A 25,080-nucleotide genomic window follows, 5' to 3' on the forward strand; every position below is an offset into this window, starting at 1 on the left:
TGTATTTATGAGCCAGCAAGATTGGGATTATAGTGTCGACGTTTTAATTATCGGCTCTGGTAACGGCGCGATGACAACAGCGCTGTGCAGTCATTTCAATGGAATAACCGACGTACTACTGGTTGAGAAAGCCGATAAATTTGGCGGTACCAGCGCCCTATCTGGCGGTGGTATTTGGGTGCCCAATAACCGCTACGCCAAAGAGGCCGGAGCCGAGGACAGTATTGCCGATGCCAAGGCCTATCTGACTGAGACCATTCCCGACAATATACGCCGCGATGATATGATCGACGTCTATCTCGAAAACGCGCCAAAAATGGTCGATTTACTGCATAACAACACCCAAATTCGTTATGACAGTCTGGCCAAATACCCCGATTATTACTCCAACGCCGAGGGCGCACGTAACGGTCACCGTTCTTTGGAGCCAACCCCATTTAATGTCGATGCCATGGAAGCTGACCTCGACGACATGCTACCCGGTACCATTTGTATGTTTGACCGCATCCACATGTCACAGCAGGATGCACAGATTTTATCGAACAACTCGCCGGGCTGGCGCCAACTGGCCTTTAAAAAAATATTTAAACACTTCACCGACATCCGTTGGCTGCTCAAACATCGCCGCGGTCGCGAAGTTGCCTGCGGTGTCGGCGGTATTGCCCAGCTGTATATCGCGCTAAAAGAACGCGACATCCCGCTTTGGCTGAACTCACCAATGACCGAATTAATCCGCGATGATCACGGCAAGGTTGTCGGTGCCATCGTTGAGAAAGAAGGCAAGCCAATGCGAGTACAAGCGCGAAGAGGCTTGGTGCTTGCCTGTGGCGGTTTCGAACACAATCAGCAGATGCGCGAGCAATACCTGCCCTCGCCGACGAATACTCACTGGAGCGCAGGCACCACCAGTAACACCGGCGATGGTATCAACGCCGGTATGGCCGTTGGCGCCCAGACCTCTCTGATGGATAACGCCTGGTGGTGTACCACCATGCATATTCCTCGCGTTCCCTACCCGTTCTTGAGTATTGTTACCAAGGCCCAACCCGGTACTATTGTGGTCAACAAGGCAGGCAAGCGCTTCAGCAACGAATCACAAAACTATATGGCTTTTTTGAAAGAGTTGTTTCAGCAGCACAGTGATGACAATCCCTGCGCCCCCTGCTACATGATTTTCGACAGCAACTTCAAAAAGACCTATGGCGCCTACCCCTTAATGGGTCCCAAGTGGTCTATCCCCAAGGATTACTTCAGCGAGGGATTGGTGGCCTGTGGCGATACTATTGAAGAACTCGCCGCCAACGCCAAGCTCGACGTTAAGACCGTGTGTCAAACCGTCAGCGATTTCAATGGCTATGCCAAGACCGGTAAAGACCTCGATTTTAAACGGGGCGATTATGCCTACGACCGCTACTACGGCGACCCTGCAAACAAACCCAACCCGTGTTTGGGAGAGATTGCTAAACCACCGTTTTACTGCCTTACCCTGCAGGCCGGAGACTTTGGCACCCAGGGCGGCTTAACCACCAATACCGATGCTCAGGTGCTGGATCAGCAAGGACAGGCCATCGGTGGCTTATATGCCACCGGTAATTGCTCCGCGGCCATTCTCCCCACCTACCCCGGTCCTGGATCTACACTGGGCCCGGCCATGACCTTCGGGTATTTAGCCGCAGAACATATTGCCGCAGCGGCCAACAGCGATACCGGTAATACCGAGGCGACTATACCGCAGAGCGCCTAATAGCGTAGCGGGCAAGCTCAAAATCAAGGCAAAAAAAACGCATCGATAACGATGCGTTTTTTTATCCAGCCCAGTTAATCCAAGCCAATACAGTGGTACTTCACATCGTAAAAATCTTCGATGCCTTGATGACCACCCTCCCGACCAATACCCGATTGTTTAACGCCACCAAAGGGCGCCACCTCACTGGAGAAAACACCGGTATTCGCTATTACCATACCGTATTCCAACTCTTCTGCCAGGCGGAATACCCGGCCGACGTTGGCGGTAAAATAGTAGGCCGCCAGACCGTATTCGGTGTCGTTAGCCCGCTCAATGACTTCATCGTCACTGGTAAAAGTCTGTACCGCTGCAATCGGCCCGAAAATTTCTTCCCGCCCTAGATGCATGGTATCGGTGACACCGGTCATCAGCGTTGGCTGATAGAAACACTGGCCTAACGCATGACGCTGGCCACCGGTAACCACTGTCGCGCCATTGGCGACACCATCGGCGATCAAGCGGTCCATATTGGCCACCGCCTTGTCACTGTACAGCGGCCCCATCAACACCTCGTCGGTGCCACTGCCAACCGTCAAGGCCTCGATTTGCTGCTGCAGTTTGGTCGTGAAGATATCGGCTATGCTGTGATGGACAAAAATGCGGTTGGTGCAGACACAGGTTTGGCCGGCATTTCTGAACTTTGTCGCGATACAACCGGCAACAGCCTGATCAATATCGGCATCGTCAAAGACAATAAACGGCGCGTTGCCACCAAGCTCCATCGATACTTTCTTGACCGTCGACGCACACTGCGCCATCAATAGCTTGCCCACCCGTGTCGAGCCGGTAAAGGTAAACTTAGCGACGGCGGGGTCGGTGGTTAGCTCGACACCCAGTGCCTCGCTGTCGGTGCCAACAACAACGTTAATAGCACCCGCGGGGATTCCGGCACGCTCGGCCAGCACACACAGAGCCAGAGCCGACAAGGGCGTTTCTGCCGCCGGTTTAATTACCACGGTACAGCCAGCTGCAAGCGCCGGGGCAGCCTTGCGAGTAATCATCGCCGAGGGGAAATTCCACGGTGTGACACAGCCGACAACCCCCACGGGTGTTTTTATGGTTTGCATGCGACGGCTGTTATCGCCAGTCGGGATGGTATCGCCATAATCGCGCTTGCACTGCTCGGCAAACCATTCGATATAACTGGCACCGTAGTGAATCTCACCAACGGCTTCGCTCAGCGGCTTGCCCTGCTCGGCGGTCATAATTTTGGCCAAGTCTTCCGCGTTCTCTGTAATCAAAGCAAACCATTTTTTCAACACTGCCGAGCGCTGCTTGGCGGTATTCTTACGCCACTGTTTAAAAGCCTTGCTGGCACTGTCGATGGCCTGCTTCATCTGATCAGCATTCGCATTGGCCACAGCGGCAATGCACTCACCCGTTGCGGGATTAAGCACCTCAAAACGGCTGTCAGCCTCCAGCCATTGGCCATTAACATAGTTGTCGGTGCGAAATAGGCTGGCATCGTTAAGCTGAAGTGGATTGGTACTGGGCATCTTGTGGCCTCCTAAGCGGGTTTTCCATTATCAATATAAGCAGTAGATTAGCCGGTTTCAGCACCGATTACGACAACCCAATAGCGTTATATTGCCCTCTCAGCCACTAGCGAAAAGCCGCCAGCAATTCGGTGATATCACCGCTGTTATGTCCGCGATAAGCCATAAATCGTGCCCGTTTGGCGTAGTCTTTTTGATCGATGATTTTGCTGTCTCCAAACTTGCGCTGGTAGCAGTCGGCGGCAACGGCAAACCAGTCGATGCTGAGTTCAGACAACAGTTCTTCGAGTAAATGAGAGGCGAGCTTCTTTTGCCGTAATTCTTGCCGGATGCGAAACAGGCCATGACCACGATTGACCCGGCTATTGACAAAGCTTTCGGTAAAACGCTGATCGCTCTGCAGGCCATCCTCAATCAGCTGATCCAGCACGAGCTCCGCCAGTGCGGGCAATTCGAAGCGACGCTGCAGCTTGTCAGTGAGTTCACCGCGAGAGTATTCCCGCCGGGCCAGCAGGTTCATCGCCGCGAAGCGCATCTCCTTATATTTTTTCTTGCCCTCGTCATCGTCGACCGGCTGCTCATCCTGCTGACTGGACGCCCGCAGCGTCTGTTCTATCATCTGCTCAAGCTGCTGCTTGTTCAACGCTTGGGTGTTCACTTCATCTACCATATAGACCTCTGGCTATTTATGCTGACACAGGTCGATCCAACGACTCACAGCACTGCTCGGATGGCGACTTTTATGTAACAGAAAATAAAAGTGTCGACGCATGTCTCTATTATCAATATCCAAGGCCACCAAGTCACCCCTGCGCAGCGGATATTCTAGGGCAATCTCAGACAGGCAACCGATGCCCATGCCCGTCTCAACCGCCCGCTTAATCGCCTCATTATGGTTCAGCTCTAAGTAAATATTGAGCTTCGATTTCAGGCCGGACATTGCCCGATCAAAGGTCTGTCGAGCCCCGGAACTCGGTTCACGTAGTATCCAATTAGCCGCCAACAAATCGCCATCGGTCAACGCCTTCTGCTTTGCCAGAGGATGATGCTTGCTGCAAAACACCAGCATCCTATCCTCTCGCCAGGGCAGCACATCGATGTCGGGGTGATGAATTTCAGCCTCAACCAGTCCGACGTCGATATTAAAACGTAGCAGCTGGTCGACAATCTCCGGCGTGCTGGCCACGTTATATTGAGTCTTCGCTTGCGGGTACTGACTCTTATAGCGGGTCAGGTAGTCCACGGCTAAATAGTTACCAATGGTTAAACTGGCACCAATATTCAAATCGCCGGCCTGGTCCTGGCCCAAAAAGCCCTGATGTAACTCCGCCGCATGCGCAATCAACCCCTCAGCCTTGGGTCGCAATGTTCGGCCGGCGGCACTGAGTTTTAAGCTCTTGCCAATGCGCTCGAACAGGCTAATCCCATAGTTCTGTTCCAGCTGCTGTAAGGCAGCACTGGCGGCGGATTGCGACATGTGCAGGGCCATTGCGGCGCGGCTGATATTCTCCTGCTCCGCAATGGCCAAAAATATCTCCAATTGACGCAAGGTAAAACGCATAACCATCCCCTTTGTGACCAAGGCATATCCAGCGGCTCTGGCCATTGGACAAAGCGCTACTTACCTATAAAACCGATAACCGATACCAAAATATTGCATTTTCCAAATAAACACCAGCGTTTTACACTCACCGTCATTGCATGAACAAAGTATTACCCTTCATTCCTCAGATATATAGGCACCGATATGGCAGAGCAAAAAGCAACCAACGTCCACTGGCACGATGGCGAAGTCAGCACTGAGCAACGCAACGCGCTGCTCAAGCAAAAAGGCGCCACTCTTTGGTTTACCGGCCTCTCCGGCAGCGGTAAATCAACCGTCGCTGTCGCTCTCGAGCAAGCCTTACACCAGCTAGGCCACCTCAGCTACCGACTCGATGGCGATAACATCCGCCTCGGTATCAACAAGAACCTCGGTTTTAGCGCCGAAGACCGCACCGAGAATATTCGTCGTATCGGCGAAATCTCTAAACTCTTTGTCGACACCGGCGTCATCACTCTCTCAAGTTTTGTCAGCCCCTACCGCAAAGACAGAGACAGCGTCCGTCAACTGCACGAAGAGGCCGGCATGGTGTTTATTGAAGTCTTCGTCGATGTCCCCCTCGATGTTGCCGAAGAGCGTGACCCCAAGGGCCTGTACAAGAAAGCTCGCGCCGGCGAAATTAAAAACTTTACCGGTATCGACGACCCGTATGAGGCACCGGTCAATGCTGAAATCATTCTCAACAGTCACGAGATGAGCCTGCAGCAGGAAGTTGAGCTATTAATTAATCTACTGCGCGAGCGCGGCATACTCCCCGCCGCCTAGTATCACCGCCTTATTCAGTCCCAATCATTCTTTGAAGAGATAATTATTATGATCAAGCCCCACGGTGCCGAACAACTCAACCCGCTGTTCGCCTACGATACCGAAAAACACCATGCCTTAACCGCCGAGGCAGCCACCCTGCCCAGCCTACTCATTAGCTCTGCTGCCGCCGCCAATGCGGTAATGCTGGGTGCCGGCTATTTCACACCGCTGAACGGTTATATGAACCTGGCCGACAGCCTCAGCGTGGCCCGTGATATGAAGACCACCGACGGACTATTTTGGCCCGTGCCGGTGGTCAATATGGTCGACGATGCCGCCGATATTGCCATTGGCAGTCGTATTGCCTTAAAAGACCCCAATGTTGAAGGTCAACCGGTGATCGCCATCATGAATGTTATCGGTATCGACACCGCCACCGACGCCGAGATCGACACCATTACCGAAAATGTTTTCGGCACTCTCGATGGCGACCACCCCGGTGTTGCCACTTTTAAGGCGCAGGGAAATACCTTTCTGTCAGGCGATATCGAGGTATTAAACTTCTCATATTTCCAGGCCGACTTCCCCGATACCTTCCGTACCGCCGTTGAGATTCGTAACGAAATTACCGAGCGCGGATGGCAGAAAGTGGTGGCCTTCCAAACCCGTAATCCCATGCACCGCGCCCACGAAGAACTCTGCCGCATGGCGCTCGATGATTTAAATGCCGATGGCGTGTTGATTCACATGCTGCTTGGTCAGCTCAAGCCCGGCGATATTCCTGCCCACGTGCGCGATGCCTCTATCCGTAAGATGGTCGAGGTTTACTTCCCCGCCAATACCGTGATGATTACCGGCTATGGCTTCGATATGCTGTATGCCGGCCCACGCGAGGCAGTATTGCACGCGGTATTCCGTCAAAACTGCGGCTGTAGTCATCTGATCGTTGGCCGCGACCATGCCGGTGTTGGCGATTACTACGGCGCCTTCGACGCTCAGACTATTTTCGATGAGGTCCCCGAGGGGGCGCTTGAGATTGAGATCTACCGCGCCGACCATACCGCCTATTCTAAAAAACTTAACAAGGTCGTGATGATGCGCGACGTGCCCGATCACAACAAGGAAGACTTTGTGCTGCTGTCAGGGACTAAGGTTCGCCAGATGCTGGGCGAAGGCATTGCGCCACCGCCAGAATTTTCACGGCCAGAAGTCGCTCAAATCCTGATGGATTACTATCAGATTCTTGACCAGAAATAATCAATAATGCGCTGTCTTGTCGGTGAGACTCACAGGCCAGACAGCAAAAATCTCCAATAGAGAATGCTGAGGGAGCGTGTTCTATTGGAGATAAAAAGATTAACTAGACTGTGTTAACTATCTAACACAGCCTTTTTTCCTTAAACCTTCGCAGGTTTGCACCTTAAACCTTCGCAGGTTTTGCAGCCTTGGCTGGTTTTTCTGCCACCTCATCTGTCACTGCCGCGGCGGGTTTTTCCTCATCACCCTTACGTGTTGGAGTGACTAACAGCTCAGCACGGATGAGACGATCCAGCTCTTCGCTGATCTCTGGATTTTCTGTCAAATAGCGCGCAGAATTAGCCTTACCCTGGCCAATCTTGCTGCCCTTATAGGCGTACCAGGCACCGGACTTATCGACCAGACCTAGCTTCACACCGAGATCGATAATCTCGCCCATGCGATAAATACCCTGGCCATACAGAATCTGGAATTCGGCCTGCTTAAACGGTGGCGCAACCTTGTTCTTCACCACCTTAACCCGGGTCTCGTTGCCGATCACCTCATCGCCATCCTTGACTGCACCGATACGGCGAATATCAAGACGAACCGATGAATAGAACTTCAATGCGTTACCACCGGTGGTGGTTTCTGGGCTGCCGAACATCACACCAATTTTCATACGAATTTGGTTAATAAAGATAACCAGGGTATTGGAGTTTTTGATCACACCGGTCAGCTTACGCATCGCCTGAGATAACAAACGAGCCTGTAGACCAACATGACTATCACCCATGTCACCTTCGATTTCAGCCTTGGGCACTAACGCCGCCACTGAGTCGACGATTAGCACATCGACAGCGCCGGAGCGAACCAACATATCGGTCACTTCTAACGCCTGCTCACCAGTATCCGGCTGCGAGACAATTAAGTCATCGATATTGACGCCCAGTTTCTCAGCATAAATAGGGTCTAAGGCGTGCTCCGCATCGATAAAGGCACAGGTGCCACCGGTTTTTTGCGCCTGGGCGATTACTGATAGAGTCAGAGTTGTCTTACCTGAGGATTCTGGCCCATAAATTTCAACAATACGGCCCTTGGGCAAACCACCTATGCCGAGAGCAACATCCAAGGCCAACGAACCCGTAGAAATTGAGGGGATTGACTGTGCCTGCTGGTCCCCCATACGCATTACTGTACCCTTACCAAATTGACGATCAATTTGCTGCAGCGCGGCAGATAAGGCTTTATCCTTGTTTGCGTCCATAGGTGTGCTCTCTCTTTACAATTAAAATAGGCCAAATAGTCGGCCAACATCGGGCCGTATAATATCGCTGTTACTGGCTGTATACCATACTATTGATAGCGTTTTCTCGCACTACTATCACCGCTGACCCGAAGGCCAATAACAACCAAATTCAAACAGTGAAACTACTGTACACTTAATCAGGTGTATAAATCAACAGTATTTTTTCGCCCCCCCTAAACGGCAGCGATAACGGCCTGAAAAGTCGCGTAAGCTCTAGCCCGCAACACACCTATGACGTTTGACTTAACCGTTGATTAAACTGAGAATAGCCCTACTGACCAGCGACTATATAATAACGAAGAGTATGTAATGCGCCTTTCCATCCGTAACAAAATGCTCCTGTTCATCGCATTGCCCACCACGGTTATCTACCTGCTCGCACTGACCAACATTCTGTTATCGACCTGGTCACAGACCAAGAGTCAGGCCGAACAGTCGATCAGCGAAATCACCAAAGTCAGCGCCTTTCAATTTAATCAGTACATTTCTAAGGCGGCCAAGGTGGCCGATACTGGCGCCAGTTTTCTTGATACCGTGCCGGATATCAGCGAGGCACAGCTCTATCAAATACTACGCTCAAACGTGATTAACAATACGCCAATATACGGTTCTGCCATCGCCTTCGAACCAGGCACTTATCGCCCTGGCAACGAATTATTTGCACCCTATGTTTACAATAACAATGGGGAAATTATCGCGATGAATATCAGCCGGGATGTACTCGACTGGTATAATGATCCCCATTGGCAGTGGTGGCACCGACCTAAATCTGAACACACCGGTTTATGGACGGCGCCTTATTTTGATGACGGCGCTGGCAACATCTTAATGACCACCTATTCCGTTCCCTTTTACAAAAAAGGTGTGTTTCGCGGCGTCATCACCGTCGACATTGACCTGCAGGGACTGGAAAAACAGCTCGGCGATAGTGCCGATAAGGCCATGCAATTTGCCATTATCACCGGCGACTCGGGCCAGTTTGTCTACTCCCCCCATATTGAAGATATTATGGTTAAGGACATTTATCAGCAGTTACAAACACATCAACCCAGCGACTACCGCCAGATTGGCGACCTGTTAACGGCCGGAGGCAGCGGTACGATTACCCTCGATGGCTTATTTAAAAACGAACACAGCCTGGTTGCCTACACCCCAATTAATTCGACCGACTGGGTACTCATCGCCACCCTGCCGGCCAGCAATGCCAGCAGCGCCTTCAATCGCTATATTCCCTATATCGTGCTGCCGTTTATCATCGCCATCCTGCTGACCAACGGTACCATTTTATTTATTTCCAAACGGCTTACCCTACCACTGCGCATATTACGTAATCAAAGTTTAAAGATTGCTCAAGGCGATCTTTCCAATAGGATAACACTGCCTGAAACCAACGATGAAATTGGCGAGCTATCCCACGCTTTCAACCAGATGAATAGCGATTTACAGGCCAATATAGAACGGCTCTCGATAGAACACGCCGAACGTCTAGAAGCAGAGGAAGCTAATCGAGCCAAGAGTGAATTTTTATCTAACATGAGCCATGAGCTGCGGACACCGCTGAATGGCATCATGGGTTATGCCCAAGTCATGCAGCGTGATGGCAAGGCCAGCAGCGAACACCTTGCCATGCTGGCCTCGCTGCTTAACTGCAGTGACCACCTACTCAGCTTAATCAATGACGTACTGGACTTATCTAAGATTGAAGCGGGTAAAATTGAGCTAGATATCAGCAGTACCGACCTGCACAAATTATTACAGGATGTCTCCGATATTATCAGCGTGCGGGCACAGGACAAACAGCTCACCTTTGCCGTGATTACCTCACCAGAAGTCCCACGCATCATTGATACCGACGACCGCAAGCTACGTCAGATACTGATTAACCTGCTGAGCAATGCCATCAAGTTCACCGACAGCGGCAGTATCACGCTAAAAGTATACGAGCAACCAAAGAACCGTATACGCTTCGATGTCATCGATACCGGCAGCGGCATTGAGGCCGATAGTTTGGAGCAGATATTTTCCCCCTTTAAGCAAATGGAAGCAGGGAAAGTCGCCGGCGGCACAGGGCTCGGACTCGCTATCAGCCGCCAACTCTGCGAGCAGATGTCAGGCTATCTAACCGTCGAAAGCACCGTTGGCGAGGGCAGCCAATTCTGCATCGAGCTGCCCTTGGTAGAGAGTGGCGACAATGACATTGACGCCGTCAGCGTCGGCGAGAATTATGAGTTTGCCCAATTGCAGTCGCCACCGCTGGAGGTGTTGATTGTCGACGACAGCAAGACCAACAGAGAGGTGTTGGATTACCTATTAACCAATGCCGGTTTCCACTGCCGAACCGCCAACGACGGTCTGCAGGCGGTCAACATGCTGCGCGACCAGCACTTTGACCTGGTGCTGATGGATATCCGTATGCCGAACATGAACGGCATCGAGGCAGTGCAGTTGATCCGTCAACACCACAGCAGTAACAAGCTGGCCATTATTGCGATTACCGCCAGTGTTTTCCCCGAGTTTAAGCACCAGGCCAGCACCGTCGGCTTCGATGGTTTTCTCGCCAAGCCATTTAAGGCCGCCGAGTTATTTGAGAAAATCCAGCGGCTTTGTCATGTCCGTTACAGCGACATATCACCCACGGGTTCGACACCACAACCATTCGTCACCCCACCGCAATCGCACACCGTAGCAGTTGCTGAGAGTGCCGGTGATAGCCTGCAGCAGCTAGATCAGCACACTGTCATTCAATTGCTGCGCGCCGTCAAAGTGAACAATATCACCGCTATTCTGGCGATCTGCCAAGACCTGCCCGAGAGCCAACAGCAGGGCGCCGATACCATCACAGAGCTGACCAACGCCTTCGAGTTCGAACAGTTAAAGCAATTACTTGAACAGCTGATATAACCAAAGAGCCAGGCAGGTCCCGGCCTGGTCGGCGAGGACAAATTGGAGACAACAAAAAGCCCGCTTATATTGCTATAAGCGGGCTTTTAAAATATGGCATCCCGTAGGGGACTCGAACCCCTGTTACCGCCGTGAAAGGGCGGTGTCCTAGGCCTCTAGACGAACGGGACGCGATGCCTTGCTAGATTTTCAACCACTGAAACAGTCGCTTCGATCTTGCTCTGAGGAGGCCAACTCCTCAAGACGGGGCGAATATTATAGAACTCACTTTTTATTGCAAGCACTTTTTTCCAAAGGCCGGAAAATAACCGCTGAGGTCGCCGGCTGACGATATCTCGACTCAATTGCTAAGTCTGTCACACTAAAGCACTTAATTTTCATTCATTGAGTAAAAATTTGATCGAAAGTCGTTGGAAATTGTATATCAACTCGGTATTTTAGCGCTGACACTGCCTTATTCAATGTTTAACAAGGATTACCCTTAAATGCTTAAAAAAATACTTGCCACCACTCTAATCGCTGGTGGCCTGGTCGCCGCCAACAGCCATGCCTCTGATCTCGGCATCAATATCAGCGAACATGCCGCGCAGTTTAAATATGGCTCGGAGTCAGACACCATGGCGTGGGATGGTAGTTGGTTATATGAAGAGGACAACGGCAGTGTCTTCAGTGGTGGACTTTATGCCAAGGGCCAGGAAGGCATGTTCAGCGCCAAGTTAGGCGGCCGTGTGTTTTATGCCGACCTCGATAACGGCGACGGTTACGGGATGGCTTTAGGCGGCACCGGAGCCCTACACTTTACCCACCAGTTTCGCGTCGAAGCAGGCCTACACTATGCCCCCAGTATCTTAAGCTTCAGCGATATCGAAGGTATGACCGATGCAGAAATTCGCGCAGTGTTTCAAGTCGTGCCCAATGCCTCCGTGTCCGTCGGCTATCGCGACGCCTCTGCAAAAGTCGAAAAGTATGGCCGCGAAGAGATTTTCAAAGGCTTCTTTTTCGGCATGAATATGAGTTTTTAACCCCTGCGGCGGGAAACGCAGCCGCTTTCTCGCCAGTATAGGCATTTCAATTGACGCTATAATCATAGAAAATAGCCATAAAAATCAGCAGATTAAAACAAATACCAGGCTGATTCACACCAGCAAACAGTAAAATCTTGCCCCACTCCCCGCCTGCCTCTGTCCCACCGTAATTATCATCGCTACAATAGCCCCACTAAAAATTTATAGCGGATTGTTAATAATGAAAAAAATACTGATCGTCGGAGGAGGCGCTGGCGGCTTACCGTTAGCGACTTTTCTCGGTAAGAAACTCGGCAAGAAAGGCAGGGCGTCAATCACCTTAGTCGACAGCAATCACTCGCATATCTGGAAGCCGCGCTTTCATGAGGTGGCCACCGGCTCTCTTGATACTGATCTCGATGCCATCAGTTATCGAGCGCATGCCAAGGTCAATCACTACAACTTTGAACTCGGCACCATGACGGCTATAGACCGAGACAACAAAACCGTGCAACTCAGTGCTATCGACGACGACAGTGGTGGCGAGATCCTGCCCGCTCGTCAACTCGACTACGACTATCTGTGTATTACGGTAGGCAGTCGCAGCAATGATTTTGGAGTCGGCGGGGTACAGCAACACTGCTATTTCCTCGACTCCAGCGCCCAGGCCGATCGCTTTCGCACCCAGTTTCTCAACAACTGCCTCAGCGCCAACCACAGCCAAAAGCCATTGTCGATTTCCATCCTTGGTGGCGGCGCCACCGGTGTTGAGCTGGCCGCGGAAATTCATCATGCCATCGATCTACTGAAGCTCTACGGTCACGACGAACTCGATCGCAGCCGCTTGGACGTCAAATTAATTGAGGCTGGTGAGCGGTTACTGCCGGCGCTGAAAGAACGTATTTCGTATGCAGCCCGTGCACAGTTAGAAGCGATGGGGGTCAAAGTCCACACCTCAACCGCGGTGACCAGCGTGACCGAGCAGGGCTTCAATACCAAGGACGGCGTTATCAAAGGCGATATTTTAGTCTGGGCCGCGGGTATTTTAGCTCCTAAGTTTCTCTCCGAAATAGCGGGACTGGAGAGTAATCGCATTAACCAGCTGTTGGTCAAACCAACACTGCAAACCACTAACGATGACACTATTTTTGCCTTTGGTGACTGCTGTAGCTGCCCCGATGAGAATGGCAAGCCGATTGCACCGAGAGCACAGGCTGCCCAGCAAATGGCTAAGCACACGGCAAAGAATATCGTTAATCTGATCAACGACAAGCCACTGACTAGCTTCAAATACAACGACAAGGGTTCACTGGTATCACTGAGTAAATTTGCCTCTGTTGGTTATATGATGGGCAACCTACGCGGCAGCAATTTCTTTGTTGAAGGCTGGCTAGCCCGAGTTATGTATATCGGTCTTTATCGTCTACATCAGGCGGCACTATTTGGCTGGCCTAAGACTATTATGTTACTCACCGCTGGTCGCTTTAACAGCCTGGTTCGGCCAAAACTTAAGCTACATTAATGTTAAATACTGCCCGGCGCTGCAATGGCGCCGTGCTGGCGCTTTCTCCCTCCCGGGGGAGAACTAATAATTTCTTGATATCTCGCAATATTTAAAGAACACCACCCCCTTAGAATGTCGGCTATAATCAACGGTAATTATGTCGATTTTGACGCCTTTAATTACTATTTTTTTACCTCAGCGACCTCGTCATTCAGGGATTACATCATGACTACCAGCACCAGCACTCACCCGCTTCGGCATTGGATTAACCTCGCCCTCTGGAAAAAAATTATTATTGCCATGGCCCTCGGCGTCATCGTCGGCTTGATCCTGGGCAAAGATGCAGTATGGCTAAAACCCATTGGCGACCTATTCGTCAGCACCATTAAAATGCTTATTGTGCCGCTGGTATTTTGCTCATTAATTGTCGGCACCACCTCGATGAAAGACTCTACCACCATGGGGCGTATTGGCATCAAAGCAATCGTTCTGTACCTGGGCACCACCGCCATTGCCATTTCCATCGGCTTGGCCATGGGCCATTTCTTTGCTCCCGGTGCTGGTATGAACCTGGTCGCAGACCCAATCAACGCTGAAACAGTAAAGGAAGCTCCCACCTTAGTACAAACGATACTGGCGCTGGTGCCCGCCAACCCAGTAAACGCACTATCGAGCGGTAATATTCTACAAATCATCGTCTTCGCCCTTTTCCTAGGCGTCTCACTGGCATTGATTGGCGACAAGGGGAAACCTGCAATTGCTGTTTTTGAAAGCTTGGCTGAGGCCATGTACAAGCTAACAGAAATTGTTATGAGTCTCGCACCCTACGGTGTTTTCGCCCTGATCGCCTGGGTGGCCGGTACCTACGGGCTGGAGATCTTAGGTAACTTAGTCTGGGTCGTACTCGCCGTCTATATCGGTTGTCTGCTGCACATTTACTTTTTCTATGGCACCACCATCAGAGTATTGGGAGGCCTCAGCCCTGCCCGCTTCTTCAAGGGCATATCTAACGCTCAAGCTATTGCCTATACCACTTCAAGCAGCGCCGGCACCCTGCCAGCCAGCTTGGCGGCAGCACAAAATCAACTCGGTGTTAAAAAAGGCATTAGCAGTTTTGTCCTGCCTCTGGGCGCCACAATTAACATGGATGGTACTGCCCTTTATCAAGGTGTCTGCGCCCTGTTTGTCGCCCAGGCCTTTGGCATCGACCTCAGCATGGCCGACTACTTCACCATTATTATCACCGCCACTCTGGCCTCTATCGGTACCGCCGGCGTACCCGGTGCAGGTCTCATTATGCTATCGCTGATTCTGAGCACCGTCGGCCTGCCGATGGAAGGTATTGCCATTGTCGCCGGTATTGACAGGGTATTGGATATGGCCAGAACAGCAGTCAACGTCTCCGGTGACCTCATGGTGACGACACTGATAGCCAAAAGCGAAGATCAGCTAGACGAAGAGATTTACAACGATCCCACCACGGCGAACAACCCTGTTGCCAATGGCTAGTTAGTTTACTCTCCGAAAACAACCACCATAAAAAAGCCGCTCAGCGGCTTTTTTATGGTCTCGAAAAAACCAGCCCTGTGCCAACTTAAATGCCAAGGCGTGGCTCAGCATCAGCAACTTGGTCTCGTCATTCACCGCGGCACGTTGAAATGATTTAGCAAAAAAGTGGTCTCTATCTCGGCATGGCTATTGGCTAGGCCGGCAACCATGTAGCGAGACGAGCCAATCACCCTGCCCGCGGCCTTTTCAATGGTGGCAAAGGTTAAACCTAGAGGCTGTGATGAAGCATACTCAGCGGCGCCACCGAACGGTATCACCCTCTAAAATCACTTTTTCAAAAAACTTCACGCGACTGGCTTTCTTGCCATCAAATCGACTTTTACAGTGGGATTTTCAACGCCTATCAGAGCGTAACCTTAACAGCCTAATTTTCCCGCCGGCGGCGGACAGGGCTTTGGTTTTTCCTCAAATTCGATCAAACGCCCGTCTTTATCGAGGTCAAACTGACAGCAGCCATCGAACAGCGCACGCAAATCCCTACGGCTTTTCTGCACCCGCGACTTCAGGGTGGAGTAACTAAGGTCGTGCACCTCGGCGTATTCTTTTTGTGACATACCCTGTAGCTCGACGGCATTTAACAATGCCGCCTCATCGTCGGGCAGGCCTTGAATAAAGGGCGCAATACACTGCGCCAGCTGTTGGCGAACATCGTCGTCCTCACCGCCATACCACAGATCGTCCTCACTCAGGCCTCGCCCCTTGGCTGTGCGCCGGTAATAATCGATGATGGCGTGATTAGCGATTTGAAACAGCCACGCCTTTACGCTCTGACTATTCTTCAACGAGGTGAGGTTTTCATAGGTTTTGATTAACACCTCTTGCAGCAAGTCTTCAACCTCACTGCGGTTTGATATGCGGCTGTGCAAAAACGCCTCGATACTGCTGCGATACTCTGCCCAGATAGCGTCCAGCTGTAAATCACTCATAGACTAGCGACCCCGCTTATAGCCACTGATGCCCTTAAACTTAGGCAGCTGCAAACCAAAGATGATGGCGGCAGCACGCAGTGTAAACGCTGCAGCCGTGCCGGTGAGCAGAGCCAGGGTGTTAATGGCGTCATACTCGGCCATGATGACATAGGTCGTAGACCCCACCAACGCTGCCGAGACATAGATCTCGGGGCCTAACAATACTGCTGGGCGGTCTAAAATAGTATCGCGAATAATAGAGCCAAAAGTCGCCGTCATCATACCCATGACCACGGCAACGGTGGGTGAGGCACCCAGTGTCAGCGCCACCGCCGAACCCTGCACGCAGAATATAGACAGGCCGACCGCGTCCATCCATACCAGCGGCTTGCTGATTGAGGACAACGAGTGGGCAAAGAAATAAGTCATGACAGCACTGGCTAATGCAATGTGTAAATGGATATCGTCGGCCACCCAAAAAACAGCATCGCGGTTTAAAATCAAGTCCCGTGCAGTACCACCCCCTATCGCTGTCAACACGCCGAACAAACAAAAGGCGAGGATGTCCATACGTTTTTCAGCGGCAGCCAGGGCACCGCTGACGGCAAAGACAGCCGTGCCCAGTAGGTCACCGTAAAAATAAAAATGACTGAATAATTGTTCGTTCACTGTCAGTATTTCGCCGTTTAAATGAATTTGCCGCTATTTTCACCATAGCCTGCACTACAACGCTTGATGTACCGCATGAATTACTGTTTTCACCCGATTAGCCAAGGCTGTCTGCCGATTATAGCTTAGATACAGTGTTTCATAGACCGGCACCGCCAGCGAATGAACAGTAACACGCTGCTGGTCAGAGAAATCCTCAACGGCAAAGGCTGGCAATACCGTAAAGCCTAAGCCGCGGGCCACCGGTTCGAGAATCAGGTGAATCTGATTGGAAAAACCACGTTTGATGAATTGGTCACAGTGTTGAAACTGGGGAAAGTTTTCGCGCAGTAATAAACTAGCATGATGGCTGGCATCGGGGTGGGCAATAAAGCCCAGCTCGACTAAATCGGACCAGGCAACACTGTCAAAGCCGGCAGGCGTTACCAACACCAGCGCCTCCTCGGCAATCGGCTCGCAATACACCTCATCGAGCAGCGAGGGACGCGTCATCAAACCCAGGTCGCAGTCGAAACTCGCCAGCGCGGCCTCGACCCCTTCATTAGAGGTGAACGAGTAATCGATGACTAGTTTTTCAAATCGCTGCTGTAACGCCAACAACTGCGGATAGAGTTTTAGACCAATACTGCCCGGCGATAGCACACGTACCACGCCTGCCTCGGCGGCATCCTCGCGCACCGATTTCTCCAGCGCATCCAGGGCAAGTAGTATCTCGCTGCCGCGCTCATACAGCTGTCGACCGGCGTCGGTCAGGGTGAATGACTTACCCTGACGAATCAACAATGCTGTCTCCAACTGTTGCTCAAGTTTACGGATATGCTGGCTCACCCCAGACTGCGTCATATGCAACTGTTCTGCGGTGCGGGTAAAATGGCCAAGCTCCGCCAGCAGGCAGAAACTGCGTAATAGCACGGGGTTAATCATTACACGGTGTTCTCAAAGCAATGTGAATCAATCAGTCAAAATAATACACCATCACTGATCAGATTGCCTGCCCAACACCGCGTTGATCAGTTAATCTTAACCGCCAGCTCTGCCGCCGACGCTATTGCGCCCTCGATATAACCAACACCGTTACAATCACCAATGGTATGAGTGTTAAAGCCGGCCTCGGTCAACTGCTCGGCGAGGCGGGTATTACCCGTCGCTCCCTTGGCAACAATCACGTGGTCGGCATCGAGGTGACGAGTCTGGCCACGGTAGTTCTGATAGCTGACCTGCTGATCTTCGATGGCTATCTGCTGCGCCCGGTTAATAATCGTCACACCGAGATGCTTTAATTCCTCCAGTAGGCGTAAGCGACGCACTAAATATAAGCCCTGTCCTGCTCTGTTGGCGCTGTCGACAACAGTGACCTTGCGACCGCGTTCAGCCAAGAACTCAGCCAACTCTAAACCGACCAGCTCGGCACCGATAATCACCACACGCTGGCCCAGCGGCAACCACAGCTTGGATGCCTGACGCAGTACACCGGCGTTCTTGGTCAGCTTACTGAGTGCACCGGCCTTCACTAACCATCTTGTTGTGGCGCTAGTCTTTCGCGTTAATTGTGCGTTGTCTTGGGCCAAGACCAAGGCGCGCATTTCATCGCCGCTGAAGACAAAGTCTTTATCACCACCGGGGATATCCGGCATCAACCGCTCAGCGCCGGTGGCGACAACCACCTCGTCGACACTGAGTTGCTGCAACAGCGCTGTCGTGGCCTCGGTCTCTAACATGACCTCGACATTGGATATGGTCAATTGACGGCTCAGCCAATCCAGTAGGCGCTGGTTAGGCGGGTAGGCAATGCTGGCAAACTGAAGCGTGCCCCCTAGCCGGTCATCGCGTTCAATCAGCGTCACCTTGAAGCCGCGCTGCGATAACCGCCGCGCCACTTCCATGCCGGCGGGACCGCCGCCGACAACAGCAATATGCTTACCACTATCGGAGGCGATGAGTAATTTACGCTCACGTTCAAAGGCAGTCTCTGGGTTGACCGCACACTTGACCGGCTTCAGCGTGTAAATTTGGCTGACACAGCAATAACAATAAACACAAGGCCGAATCTGCTCTGGTGTGCCGAGGATAATCTTATTGGCGATATCGGGGTCAGCCAGCATTTTTCTGCCCATGGCAAAGAAATCGAAGTCACCGTGTTTAATATGCTTCTCAGCACCGCTGGGTTCTATTCTGCCGGCGGTGATAATCGGGATATTGACCACCTGTTTCATCGCCGTGGCATTGGCCACCAAGCGCTCGGGCACATGGGGTATATTGGATTCAGAATGCAGCGCACCGCGGCCGGGGTCGTGGTAGGCGGTGACGGTGATCGCATCGACGCCGGCGGCCTCTGTCATTCTGGCTGTCGCCTTGGCATCGGCCAGTGAAATACCCTCACTCTTGCCGAACTCCTCAGAATCGAGTTTGCACCAGATCGGATACTCTCGCCCCACCCTCGCCCGAATGGCGGTAATAATCTCGAGTAACAACCGGGCTCGGTTGCCTAAACATCCGCCGTATTGGTCGTCACGACAATTAGTCAACGGCGATAGGAACTCCGAAATAATATAGCCGTGGCCGGCATGAATCTCACAGCCATCCAGCCCCGCCTTTTTCGCCCTCTCGGCAGCATCGGCAAATTGTGCCACCAGCGTATTAATATCATCCTGGGTCATCACATGTAACTGTGGTGGCGGTGCATCCGGATCATGAAAGACTGCAATTTCAGTTTCTAACATGCCGTCAAAAAGGTCACTGCTCGACTTTTCAGGGTATGACGGTACCCAGATTGGCCGCCCCTCCTTACTATCTTGGGCGGCAACCAAGCCACCGTGGTGCAACTGACAAGCAACCTTGGCACCGTGACGATGAACAGCCTCGGCCATGGCCGTTAGGCCGGGTAAAAACCTATCGTCGGAAATAGCAATTTGTCGCGGCAGATTGCCACCGTGCGGCCAAGCTACACCGGTGACACCGAGAATAATCAGACCGGCACCGCCCTCGGCTTGACGTTCATGAAAGGCAATAATCTGTTCACCGCAGTGGCCATCGGGCTCGGCCAGGTTAACCCCCATCGCCGTCACGATCATGCGGTTTTTCACCGTCATCGAACCAATCCGACCCGACTGGATTAACTGTGGGAAATTGCTCGCCATACTACCCTCACCTTGCACGCCTACTGTTGTTACTGTTCAGTAAAACACAGTCTGTTGGCGAAGTGGCATGACGGGGAAAATAAGCGGGGGAGATTACCGAAGTTTAAGCTTGCTGAAAGTGCGCTATGGCCGAGACTGGGCGGCTATTTTCTCGGCCTGTGTCGCCAGTGAATTATCGACCAGCGCCAAACCACGCTCGATACGCGGCCGGTATAAATATTCTATCAACCAGGCCAACGGCCCCTGCATCACCTCATGGTGAATCAGCTCGGTGCCGCCACCGGCGGTCTTGCTCAACCAGCGGCAGCGGATACCGTTGGCTAAGAAGCCATACCAATCGGCGGAGCCCCAGCACAGTTCTCGCTGTGGCTCTATTGATAACACATAGTTTTGCACACGCCGCACCTCGTTATCGAGGTGCGCCTCCACCCAGACCACTTCACCGACAGCAAGGTTGCCCTCCACCGAGGGGGAGTAACGGTTCCACTGCGCATAGCCTGGCAAGTCGATTAACAACTGCCAGACAATGTCGGGACTGGCATCTATGTCCACCCGATGTTGCACCTCCCAATCACTGTCAACCAACACCGATAGTGCGATAACAGCAGCCAGCAGGCTGATCAGTCCCTTCAACCATAAGAGCAAAATTAGCTCGCTTCAGCATCCGCCTTGAGCACTTCGACGGCAAATATTTTAGTCTTGGTCACCACCACGGCATCACCGATATTGGCTCGCAACAGATTGGCTGGATCCTTGGCGGTAAATTGCTTAATACCACCCTCGATATTCTTTAATTTAAACGTATTATTCTCTAAATCGATGGCTTCAACGGTATAGACTGTGACGGTTTTCTCGGCCTCAATAATGCCTGGCATCTCGCCTTCTTTGGCACTGTTCAGGGTATCAACAGTGGTCTCCTCCGGTAAAAACTTCTGACCATTGGCTGCCACCAACTCGATGCTAACGCGGTGAGCGAAGCGAGCCTTAACGGTATCACCTGGGTTAATCTGCGCCAGATTTTTGACCTCATCACCGGCGACAAAATCGAAGGTTTTACCCTCGACATCAACCAGCGATACATCACGAGTGGTCAGATCAACAGCCACAACCTTGGCACTGAGGGTTTCAATTTCGGTGGTCGCAGCGAAGGCAGTTTTGGCGTTTTCATTTGAGGTTTCAACAATTTTTGTCGCCTCAATCCCCCCCTCTTGTACTGTCATCCGCTCAGTTTCAATCCCCGGCACAGACTCTGTTGCCGGTGTTGCCGTCTCGACGGGGGCTGGCTCAACAGGCTCTGCTGATTTTTCACAACCAACAAGCACTACCACGGCTGCCGCTAACAAAGTGGTTTTGACGGATACATTCATAGTTATTCCCTAACGTTTATTTATTGATGTTTGTAAGTATTAATGTCATTAAGCCATAGTTTCCCCAGCGAATCACTATGCCGGTGGCGACAACCGCTGGTAATAGTCAACAATCCGGTTAAAATGCTGGGTATTCGTTAGGGAGTAAATCATGGACACGTTAAAACAGCGCATTATTGCTGAGATGAAAGTACAGCCATCGATCGACATCGCACAACAGGTGCGTCTTCGCATCGACTTTATTAAACAACAATTACTCGGCGCGGGTCTTAAAAGCTTAGTCCTCGGTATCAGCGGTGGCGTCGATTCATCCACCTGTGGCCGGCTGTGTCAATTGGCTGTCGAAGAACTCAACCAACAGGGAGACGGCTATCAATTTATGGCCGTCCGTCTACCGTATTCTGTTCAGGCCGACGAGGAGGATGCCCAGCTAGCCCTGCAATTCATTAAGCCTATGCACTCGTTGGTAATCAATATTGAGGCAGGGACGGACGGCATGCATCAAGAGGTATTGCGCTCTGTCTCCGCTGCCGGGCTGGCCGACACCACCGCGTTCAACCAAGATTTCAACAAGGGTAATGTCAAGGCTCGCATGCGCATGGCTGCGCAGTATGAGGTCGCCGGCCTCTATCAAGGCCTGGTTCCCGGCACCGACCACAGCGCCGAAAACATTTCTGGTTTTTACACCAAGCACGGTGATGGCGCCTGCGACTTGGCGCCATTGTTTGGTCTCAACAAACGTCAAGTACGCGCCCTGGCCAAGCATCTTGGTGCCCCTGTTTCGGTTTATCAAAAAATCCCGACGGCCGATCTTGAAGAGGGACGTCCGCAGCTTGAAGACGAAATCGCTCTGGGTGTGACTTATGACCAAATCGATGACTTCCTCGAAGGAAAAACTATCGACGCCAAGGCTGAAGAAAAAATTATTAGCACCTATCTGAAGACCTGCCACAAACGCGACCCCATCCCAACGCCCGTCTAAGGCGCATCGGTAAAACACAAAAAAAGCCCTGTTAAGTCAACTTAACAGGGCTTTTTATCACAGTCTATATCGGTGGATTACTTTGTAACCGTCAACAAATATTCGGCAATAGCCATTTGAGTTTCTTCATCAAGGTAATTTTGCGGTGGCATCTCTGGGAAGTCTGGACGCTTTTTCACCGGTGCATTGATGTAGTCAACAATACCCTGGGGGTTATCCATATACATTGCCTGAATAATCTGCGTTGGCGGACCAATCATGCGAACACTGTAGGCATGGCAGCCGGCGCAAATACCAAAGTAACCACGCTCACCCAACTGCTCTTTGGGCACCTTACGTGGCGCGACTGGCTCGGCCAAAAGTTTGGTACGAATATGATGGGTGTTGTAAGGCTCACACTGGGCGTAATCAGGACCGAGGTTAATCGAAGTGATCGCTCCCCAGTTGGCCGCACACTTATTTTCACCCTTACCGGTGTCGGCAAGATCTGGCCCCTTATCGGTAAACGTAGCAGCCAGAATAACCTTCAATTCACCGACCGGGTTATTACCATTATTGAACATCATATTATTTAACAGCTTAATGCCATCGGGGTTGGGCTCAGAATCTGGATCGTTAGCAACATTGGCCGCCATGCTTAAATCGGTAATAGTAATACCGGCATTATCGTTACCGCTGATAATATTATCCTCGATAACAACGTCGTCCGCAGCCATCACCAGAATACCTGTACCGGCTGGAATACCGGCGACAATTGAACCCGGCGCACCAAAGTTTTCGTGATTGTTATTGACCACAAAGTTTTTACGCACAATCACATCGTATGTTGTTTTGATTGGCAGGCCTGGGGTAATAAAAATTAAAATACCGCCGGTGTTGTTATGGGTATAGTTGTTTTCCACCAATGCATGGCGAGTATTCTCGATTTCAATGCCAGCAACGCTGTCGAACACTTCGTTGTTACGCACATCGATGTTATCGCACATGCCGACATAAATAGCCGCATCTTCGATGCCACTAAGCACATTGCGCTCAATTAAACCGTTCTTACCATACTGCGGGAAGATGCCATAGACACCGGTATCTATTACCCAGTTATTCCGAATAATAAAATTATTACCAGCCTGCCCCATAATAGCATTGCCTTTATAATGAATAATTTTAAAATTCTCAATGGTGACACTATTGCCTGAATATAGAATCGCATCATTGCGCTGATGCTCGCCATCGAGGACCGGCCACTCTCCGTTTTTAATCACACCTAACAGTCGAATATTGTCCTTGTCGATATAGACAATTTGTTTATAGGTTCCCGGCATGACGGCCACAGTATCGCCAGGCTCAGCCAGCTCTATCGCATCCTGTATAGACTCGCCATCATTGACAAAATGTGTCTGCCCATCATAGACATTGCTGATTTGCGCCGCCGCCTCATCGGGGCTGAAGTCATCGCCAACAATGGCCGCCGCTTGGCTCACCGGCGCAATAACCACCGCCGAAGACCCTGCACCCATCTGTCGCCCTGCGACGACACCCAGTGCAATCAACACTATGACTAACACAATTTTTAAAATAGCTTTCATTTCAACTCCAACAAGAACATTGTTATTTTTATCATCCAATTAATTTAAATCTTATCATCAAGTACATTGTTTTTTAATGGGCAAGTTGCAAACCCGACGGCAACTGCTGCGGAACCACTGGTTTAAATGATTCATCGGTTAGGGTATGCAAGAAATCGACGACACGATCAAGCTCTTGATCCGTTAACTTAGGCTCCCAAATATGCCAATGAATACTGAGTTCCTCCCCTGCTGGCACAGCATGGCCACGCCCCTTGGTATAAAACTCTGCCGCCTCTCGCAGGGTAGCAAAGCGTCCGGAGTGCATGTACGGCGCGGTCAAGGCGATATTACGCAGTGAGGGGACTTTGAAACTTGCCCGTTGACTACGATCACCGGTGACACCTTCTGCTCCGAGATCTCTGGCCATACCCTCTGGCTCTGGGGTACCGATAACAGCCATCTGCTGATTGGTAAACAAGGGGGGCGTGTGGCATTCGCCGCAGCGAGCAACAAACGAGCGAAAAACATTCAATCCGGCTTTTTCATCCTCATTCAACGCCTCGGAATATCCGTGGGCATATTGATCGTAACGACTATTTAATGAAATCAGCGTCGACTGAAACGCTGTTAATGCCGTTACAATCTGATCCAACGTAATCGTCGTGCCCTGGCCATAAACCTGCCTGAACAGCCCCCGATAGGCGGCATTATCATTAATTGTTTCCAGCAACCGAATCGGATTATTAGCCATTTCACGAGGATCAAACAGCGGGCCAACAGCCTGCTCTTCCAGCGTTTTAGAACGACCATCCCAGAAAAACTTATCATAGAATGCAACATTCCATAGCGACGGTGCTGAACGATCCAACGGTTCACCATTAGAGCCTAAACTACGCCCTAGGCCGTCGCTAAAGCCCTTGTCGGGGTCGTGGCAGGTGGCGCATGACATTTTTCCATCTGGCGACAGAATGGGGTCGAAAAATAAATAGCGACCGAGATCGATCAACACTGGGCTAAAGCCATCGCGATACGCCGGCGGCAGCGCAATTTTCAAGCCGCCTAAACCTTGATTTTTAAGCGAGTCATAGTTTTGGTAAAGACTGCGAAACAGACACTGTTGATTGACCAACTGAAACCCCGGCGGACAAAAGTTGTTTAATACAACCTCTGCTTGGCCAGGATTGTTACTCTTGGTATGACTGACCGATACAGACCAACTCAACATAGAAAGTAAGGCAAGGGCAAAAATGCTAACCAAACTATAACTGAATTTTAATTCGCGAGACATTGCCACCCC

20 protein-coding genes and 1 tRNA gene are annotated in these 25,080 nt (G+C 51.3%); 8 read left to right on the forward strand and 13 right to left on the reverse strand.

Going from position 1 to position 25,080, the window contains the following annotated elements; translation table 11 throughout:
• Positions 1-7 precede the first annotated feature (7 nt).
• Positions 8-1,744 carry an FAD-binding protein gene (locus tag L9P87_RS03330; RefSeq protein WP_237443258.1) on the forward strand — a complete coding sequence of 579 codons (1,737 nt, stop codon included), beginning with the start codon at positions 8-10 and terminating at the stop codon, positions 1,742-1,744.
• A 74-nt stretch (positions 1,745-1,818) separates the two neighbouring features.
• Here L9P87_RS03330 and L9P87_RS03335 read toward each other — a convergent pair whose 3' ends face one another.
• From L9P87_RS03335 to L9P87_RS03345, 3 genes are all read right to left on the reverse strand, one after another.
• Positions 1,819-3,282, reverse strand: coding sequence for an NAD-dependent succinate-semialdehyde dehydrogenase (locus tag L9P87_RS03335; protein ID WP_237443259.1), 1,464 nt, complete (start codon positions 3,280-3,282; stop codon positions 1,819-1,821).
• 106 nt (positions 3,283-3,388) lie between these two features.
• Positions 3,389-3,952: a regulatory protein RecX gene (locus L9P87_RS03340; RefSeq protein WP_237443260.1), complete on the reverse strand. Its 564-nt coding sequence runs from the start codon at positions 3,950-3,952 to the stop codon at positions 3,389-3,391.
• A gap of 12 nt (positions 3,953-3,964) precedes the next feature.
• On the reverse strand, positions 3,965-4,843 hold the full coding sequence (locus L9P87_RS03345; RefSeq protein ID WP_237443261.1) for a LysR substrate-binding domain-containing protein: 879 nt from the start codon (positions 4,841-4,843) through the stop codon (positions 3,965-3,967).
• A gap of 186 nt (positions 4,844-5,029) precedes the next feature.
• Here L9P87_RS03345 and cysC point away from each other — a divergent pair, with 186 nt between their 5' ends.
• Together cysC and sat are read left to right on the forward strand one after the other, a co-directional pair.
• On the forward strand, positions 5,030-5,650 hold the full coding sequence (gene cysC, locus L9P87_RS03350; protein ID WP_237443262.1) for an adenylyl-sulfate kinase: 621 nt from the start codon (positions 5,030-5,032) through the stop codon (positions 5,648-5,650).
• Between the two features lie 48 nt (positions 5,651-5,698).
• On the forward strand, positions 5,699-6,889 hold the full coding sequence (gene sat, locus L9P87_RS03355) for a sulfate adenylyltransferase (RefSeq protein ID WP_237443263.1): 1,191 nt from the start codon (positions 5,699-5,701) through the stop codon (positions 6,887-6,889).
• Positions 6,890-7,052: 163 nt separating this feature from the next.
• On the opposite strand, the gene recA is transcribed toward sat, so the two are convergent.
• Positions 7,053-8,135: a recombinase RecA gene (gene recA / locus L9P87_RS03360; RefSeq protein WP_237443264.1), complete on the reverse strand. Its 1,083-nt coding sequence runs from the start codon at positions 8,133-8,135 to the stop codon at positions 7,053-7,055.
• Positions 8,136-8,486: 351 nt separating this feature from the next.
• Between recA and L9P87_RS03365 the strand changes: the two genes are divergently transcribed.
• Complete coding sequence (locus tag L9P87_RS03365; RefSeq protein WP_237443265.1) at positions 8,487-11,078, forward strand: PDC sensor domain-containing protein; 2,592 nt, start codon at positions 8,487-8,489, stop codon at positions 11,076-11,078.
• 94 nt (positions 11,079-11,172) lie between these two features.
• Here L9P87_RS03365 and L9P87_RS03370 read toward each other — a convergent pair.
• Positions 11,173-11,248, reverse strand: a tRNA-Glu gene (locus L9P87_RS03370).
• A gap of 315 nt (positions 11,249-11,563) precedes the next feature.
• Between L9P87_RS03370 and L9P87_RS03375 the strand changes: the two genes are divergently transcribed.
• The 3 genes from L9P87_RS03375 (at position 11,564) to L9P87_RS03385 (ending at position 15,095) form a co-directional block, all read left to right on the forward strand.
• On the forward strand, positions 11,564-12,100 hold the full coding sequence (locus L9P87_RS03375) for a YfaZ family outer membrane protein (RefSeq protein WP_237443266.1): 537 nt from the start codon (positions 11,564-11,566) through the stop codon (positions 12,098-12,100).
• Positions 12,101-12,323: 223 nt separating this feature from the next.
• Complete coding sequence (locus L9P87_RS03380) at positions 12,324-13,604, forward strand: NAD(P)/FAD-dependent oxidoreductase (protein WP_237443267.1); 1,281 nt, start codon at positions 12,324-12,326, stop codon at positions 13,602-13,604.
• 207 nt (positions 13,605-13,811) lie between these two features.
• The gene (locus L9P87_RS03385; RefSeq protein ID WP_237443268.1) at positions 13,812-15,095 is read left to right on the forward strand and encodes a dicarboxylate/amino acid:cation symporter; all 1,284 of its coding nucleotides are present in this window, start codon (positions 13,812-13,814) and stop codon (positions 15,093-15,095) included.
• Between the two features lie 416 nt (positions 15,096-15,511).
• On the opposite strand, the gene sigZ is transcribed toward L9P87_RS03385, so the two are convergent.
• The 6 genes from sigZ to L9P87_RS03415 all read right to left on the reverse strand — a co-directional run bounded on the left by sigZ (position 15,512) and on the right by L9P87_RS03415 (position 21,236).
• Positions 15,512-16,081 carry an RNA polymerase sigma factor SigZ gene (gene sigZ, locus L9P87_RS03390; protein WP_237443269.1) on the reverse strand — a complete coding sequence of 190 codons (570 nt, stop codon included), beginning with the start codon at positions 16,079-16,081 and terminating at the stop codon, positions 15,512-15,514.
• Between the two features lie 3 nt (positions 16,082-16,084).
• Complete coding sequence (locus tag L9P87_RS03395) at positions 16,085-16,732, reverse strand: trimeric intracellular cation channel family protein (RefSeq protein WP_237443270.1); 648 nt, start codon at positions 16,730-16,732, stop codon at positions 16,085-16,087.
• A gap of 54 nt (positions 16,733-16,786) precedes the next feature.
• The gene (locus tag L9P87_RS03400) at positions 16,787-17,656 is read right to left on the reverse strand and encodes a LysR family transcriptional regulator (RefSeq protein ID WP_237443271.1); all 870 of its coding nucleotides are present in this window, start codon (positions 17,654-17,656) and stop codon (positions 16,787-16,789) included.
• A gap of 86 nt (positions 17,657-17,742) precedes the next feature.
• Positions 17,743-19,869: an NAD(P)/FAD-dependent oxidoreductase gene (locus tag L9P87_RS03405; protein ID WP_237443272.1), complete on the reverse strand. Its 2,127-nt coding sequence runs from the start codon at positions 19,867-19,869 to the stop codon at positions 17,743-17,745.
• 123 nt (positions 19,870-19,992) lie between these two features.
• Positions 19,993-20,514, reverse strand: a complete 522-nt coding sequence (locus tag L9P87_RS03410) for an SRPBCC domain-containing protein (protein WP_237443273.1) — start codon at positions 20,512-20,514, stop codon at positions 19,993-19,995.
• A gap of 2 nt (positions 20,515-20,516) precedes the next feature.
• The gene (locus L9P87_RS03415) at positions 20,517-21,236 is read right to left on the reverse strand and encodes a hypothetical protein (RefSeq protein WP_237443274.1); all 720 of its coding nucleotides are present in this window, start codon (positions 21,234-21,236) and stop codon (positions 20,517-20,519) included.
• A 151-nt stretch (positions 21,237-21,387) separates the two neighbouring features.
• On the opposite strand from L9P87_RS03415, the gene nadE reads away from it, so the two are divergent.
• Positions 21,388-22,218, forward strand: a complete 831-nt coding sequence (gene nadE, locus L9P87_RS03420) for an NAD(+) synthase (protein WP_237443275.1) — start codon at positions 21,388-21,390, stop codon at positions 22,216-22,218.
• Between the two features lie 77 nt (positions 22,219-22,295).
• Here the strand turns inward: nadE and L9P87_RS03425 are convergent, their stop codons facing one another.
• Together L9P87_RS03425 and L9P87_RS03430 are read right to left on the reverse strand one after the other, a co-directional pair.
• Entirely contained in the window at positions 22,296-23,801 is a 1,506-nt protein-coding gene (locus L9P87_RS03425; protein WP_237443276.1) for a parallel beta-helix domain-containing protein, read from the reverse strand.
• A gap of 73 nt (positions 23,802-23,874) precedes the next feature.
• Entirely contained in the window at positions 23,875-25,071 is a 1,197-nt protein-coding gene (locus L9P87_RS03430; RefSeq protein ID WP_237443277.1) for a cytochrome-c peroxidase, read from the reverse strand.
• Between the last annotated feature and the right edge of the window lie 9 nt (positions 25,072-25,080).

This window comes from Sinobacterium norvegicum (genome assembly GCF_923077115.1).
GTDB classification, from domain to species: domain Bacteria; phylum Pseudomonadota; class Gammaproteobacteria; order Pseudomonadales; family Sinobacteriaceae; genus Sinobacterium; species Sinobacterium norvegicum.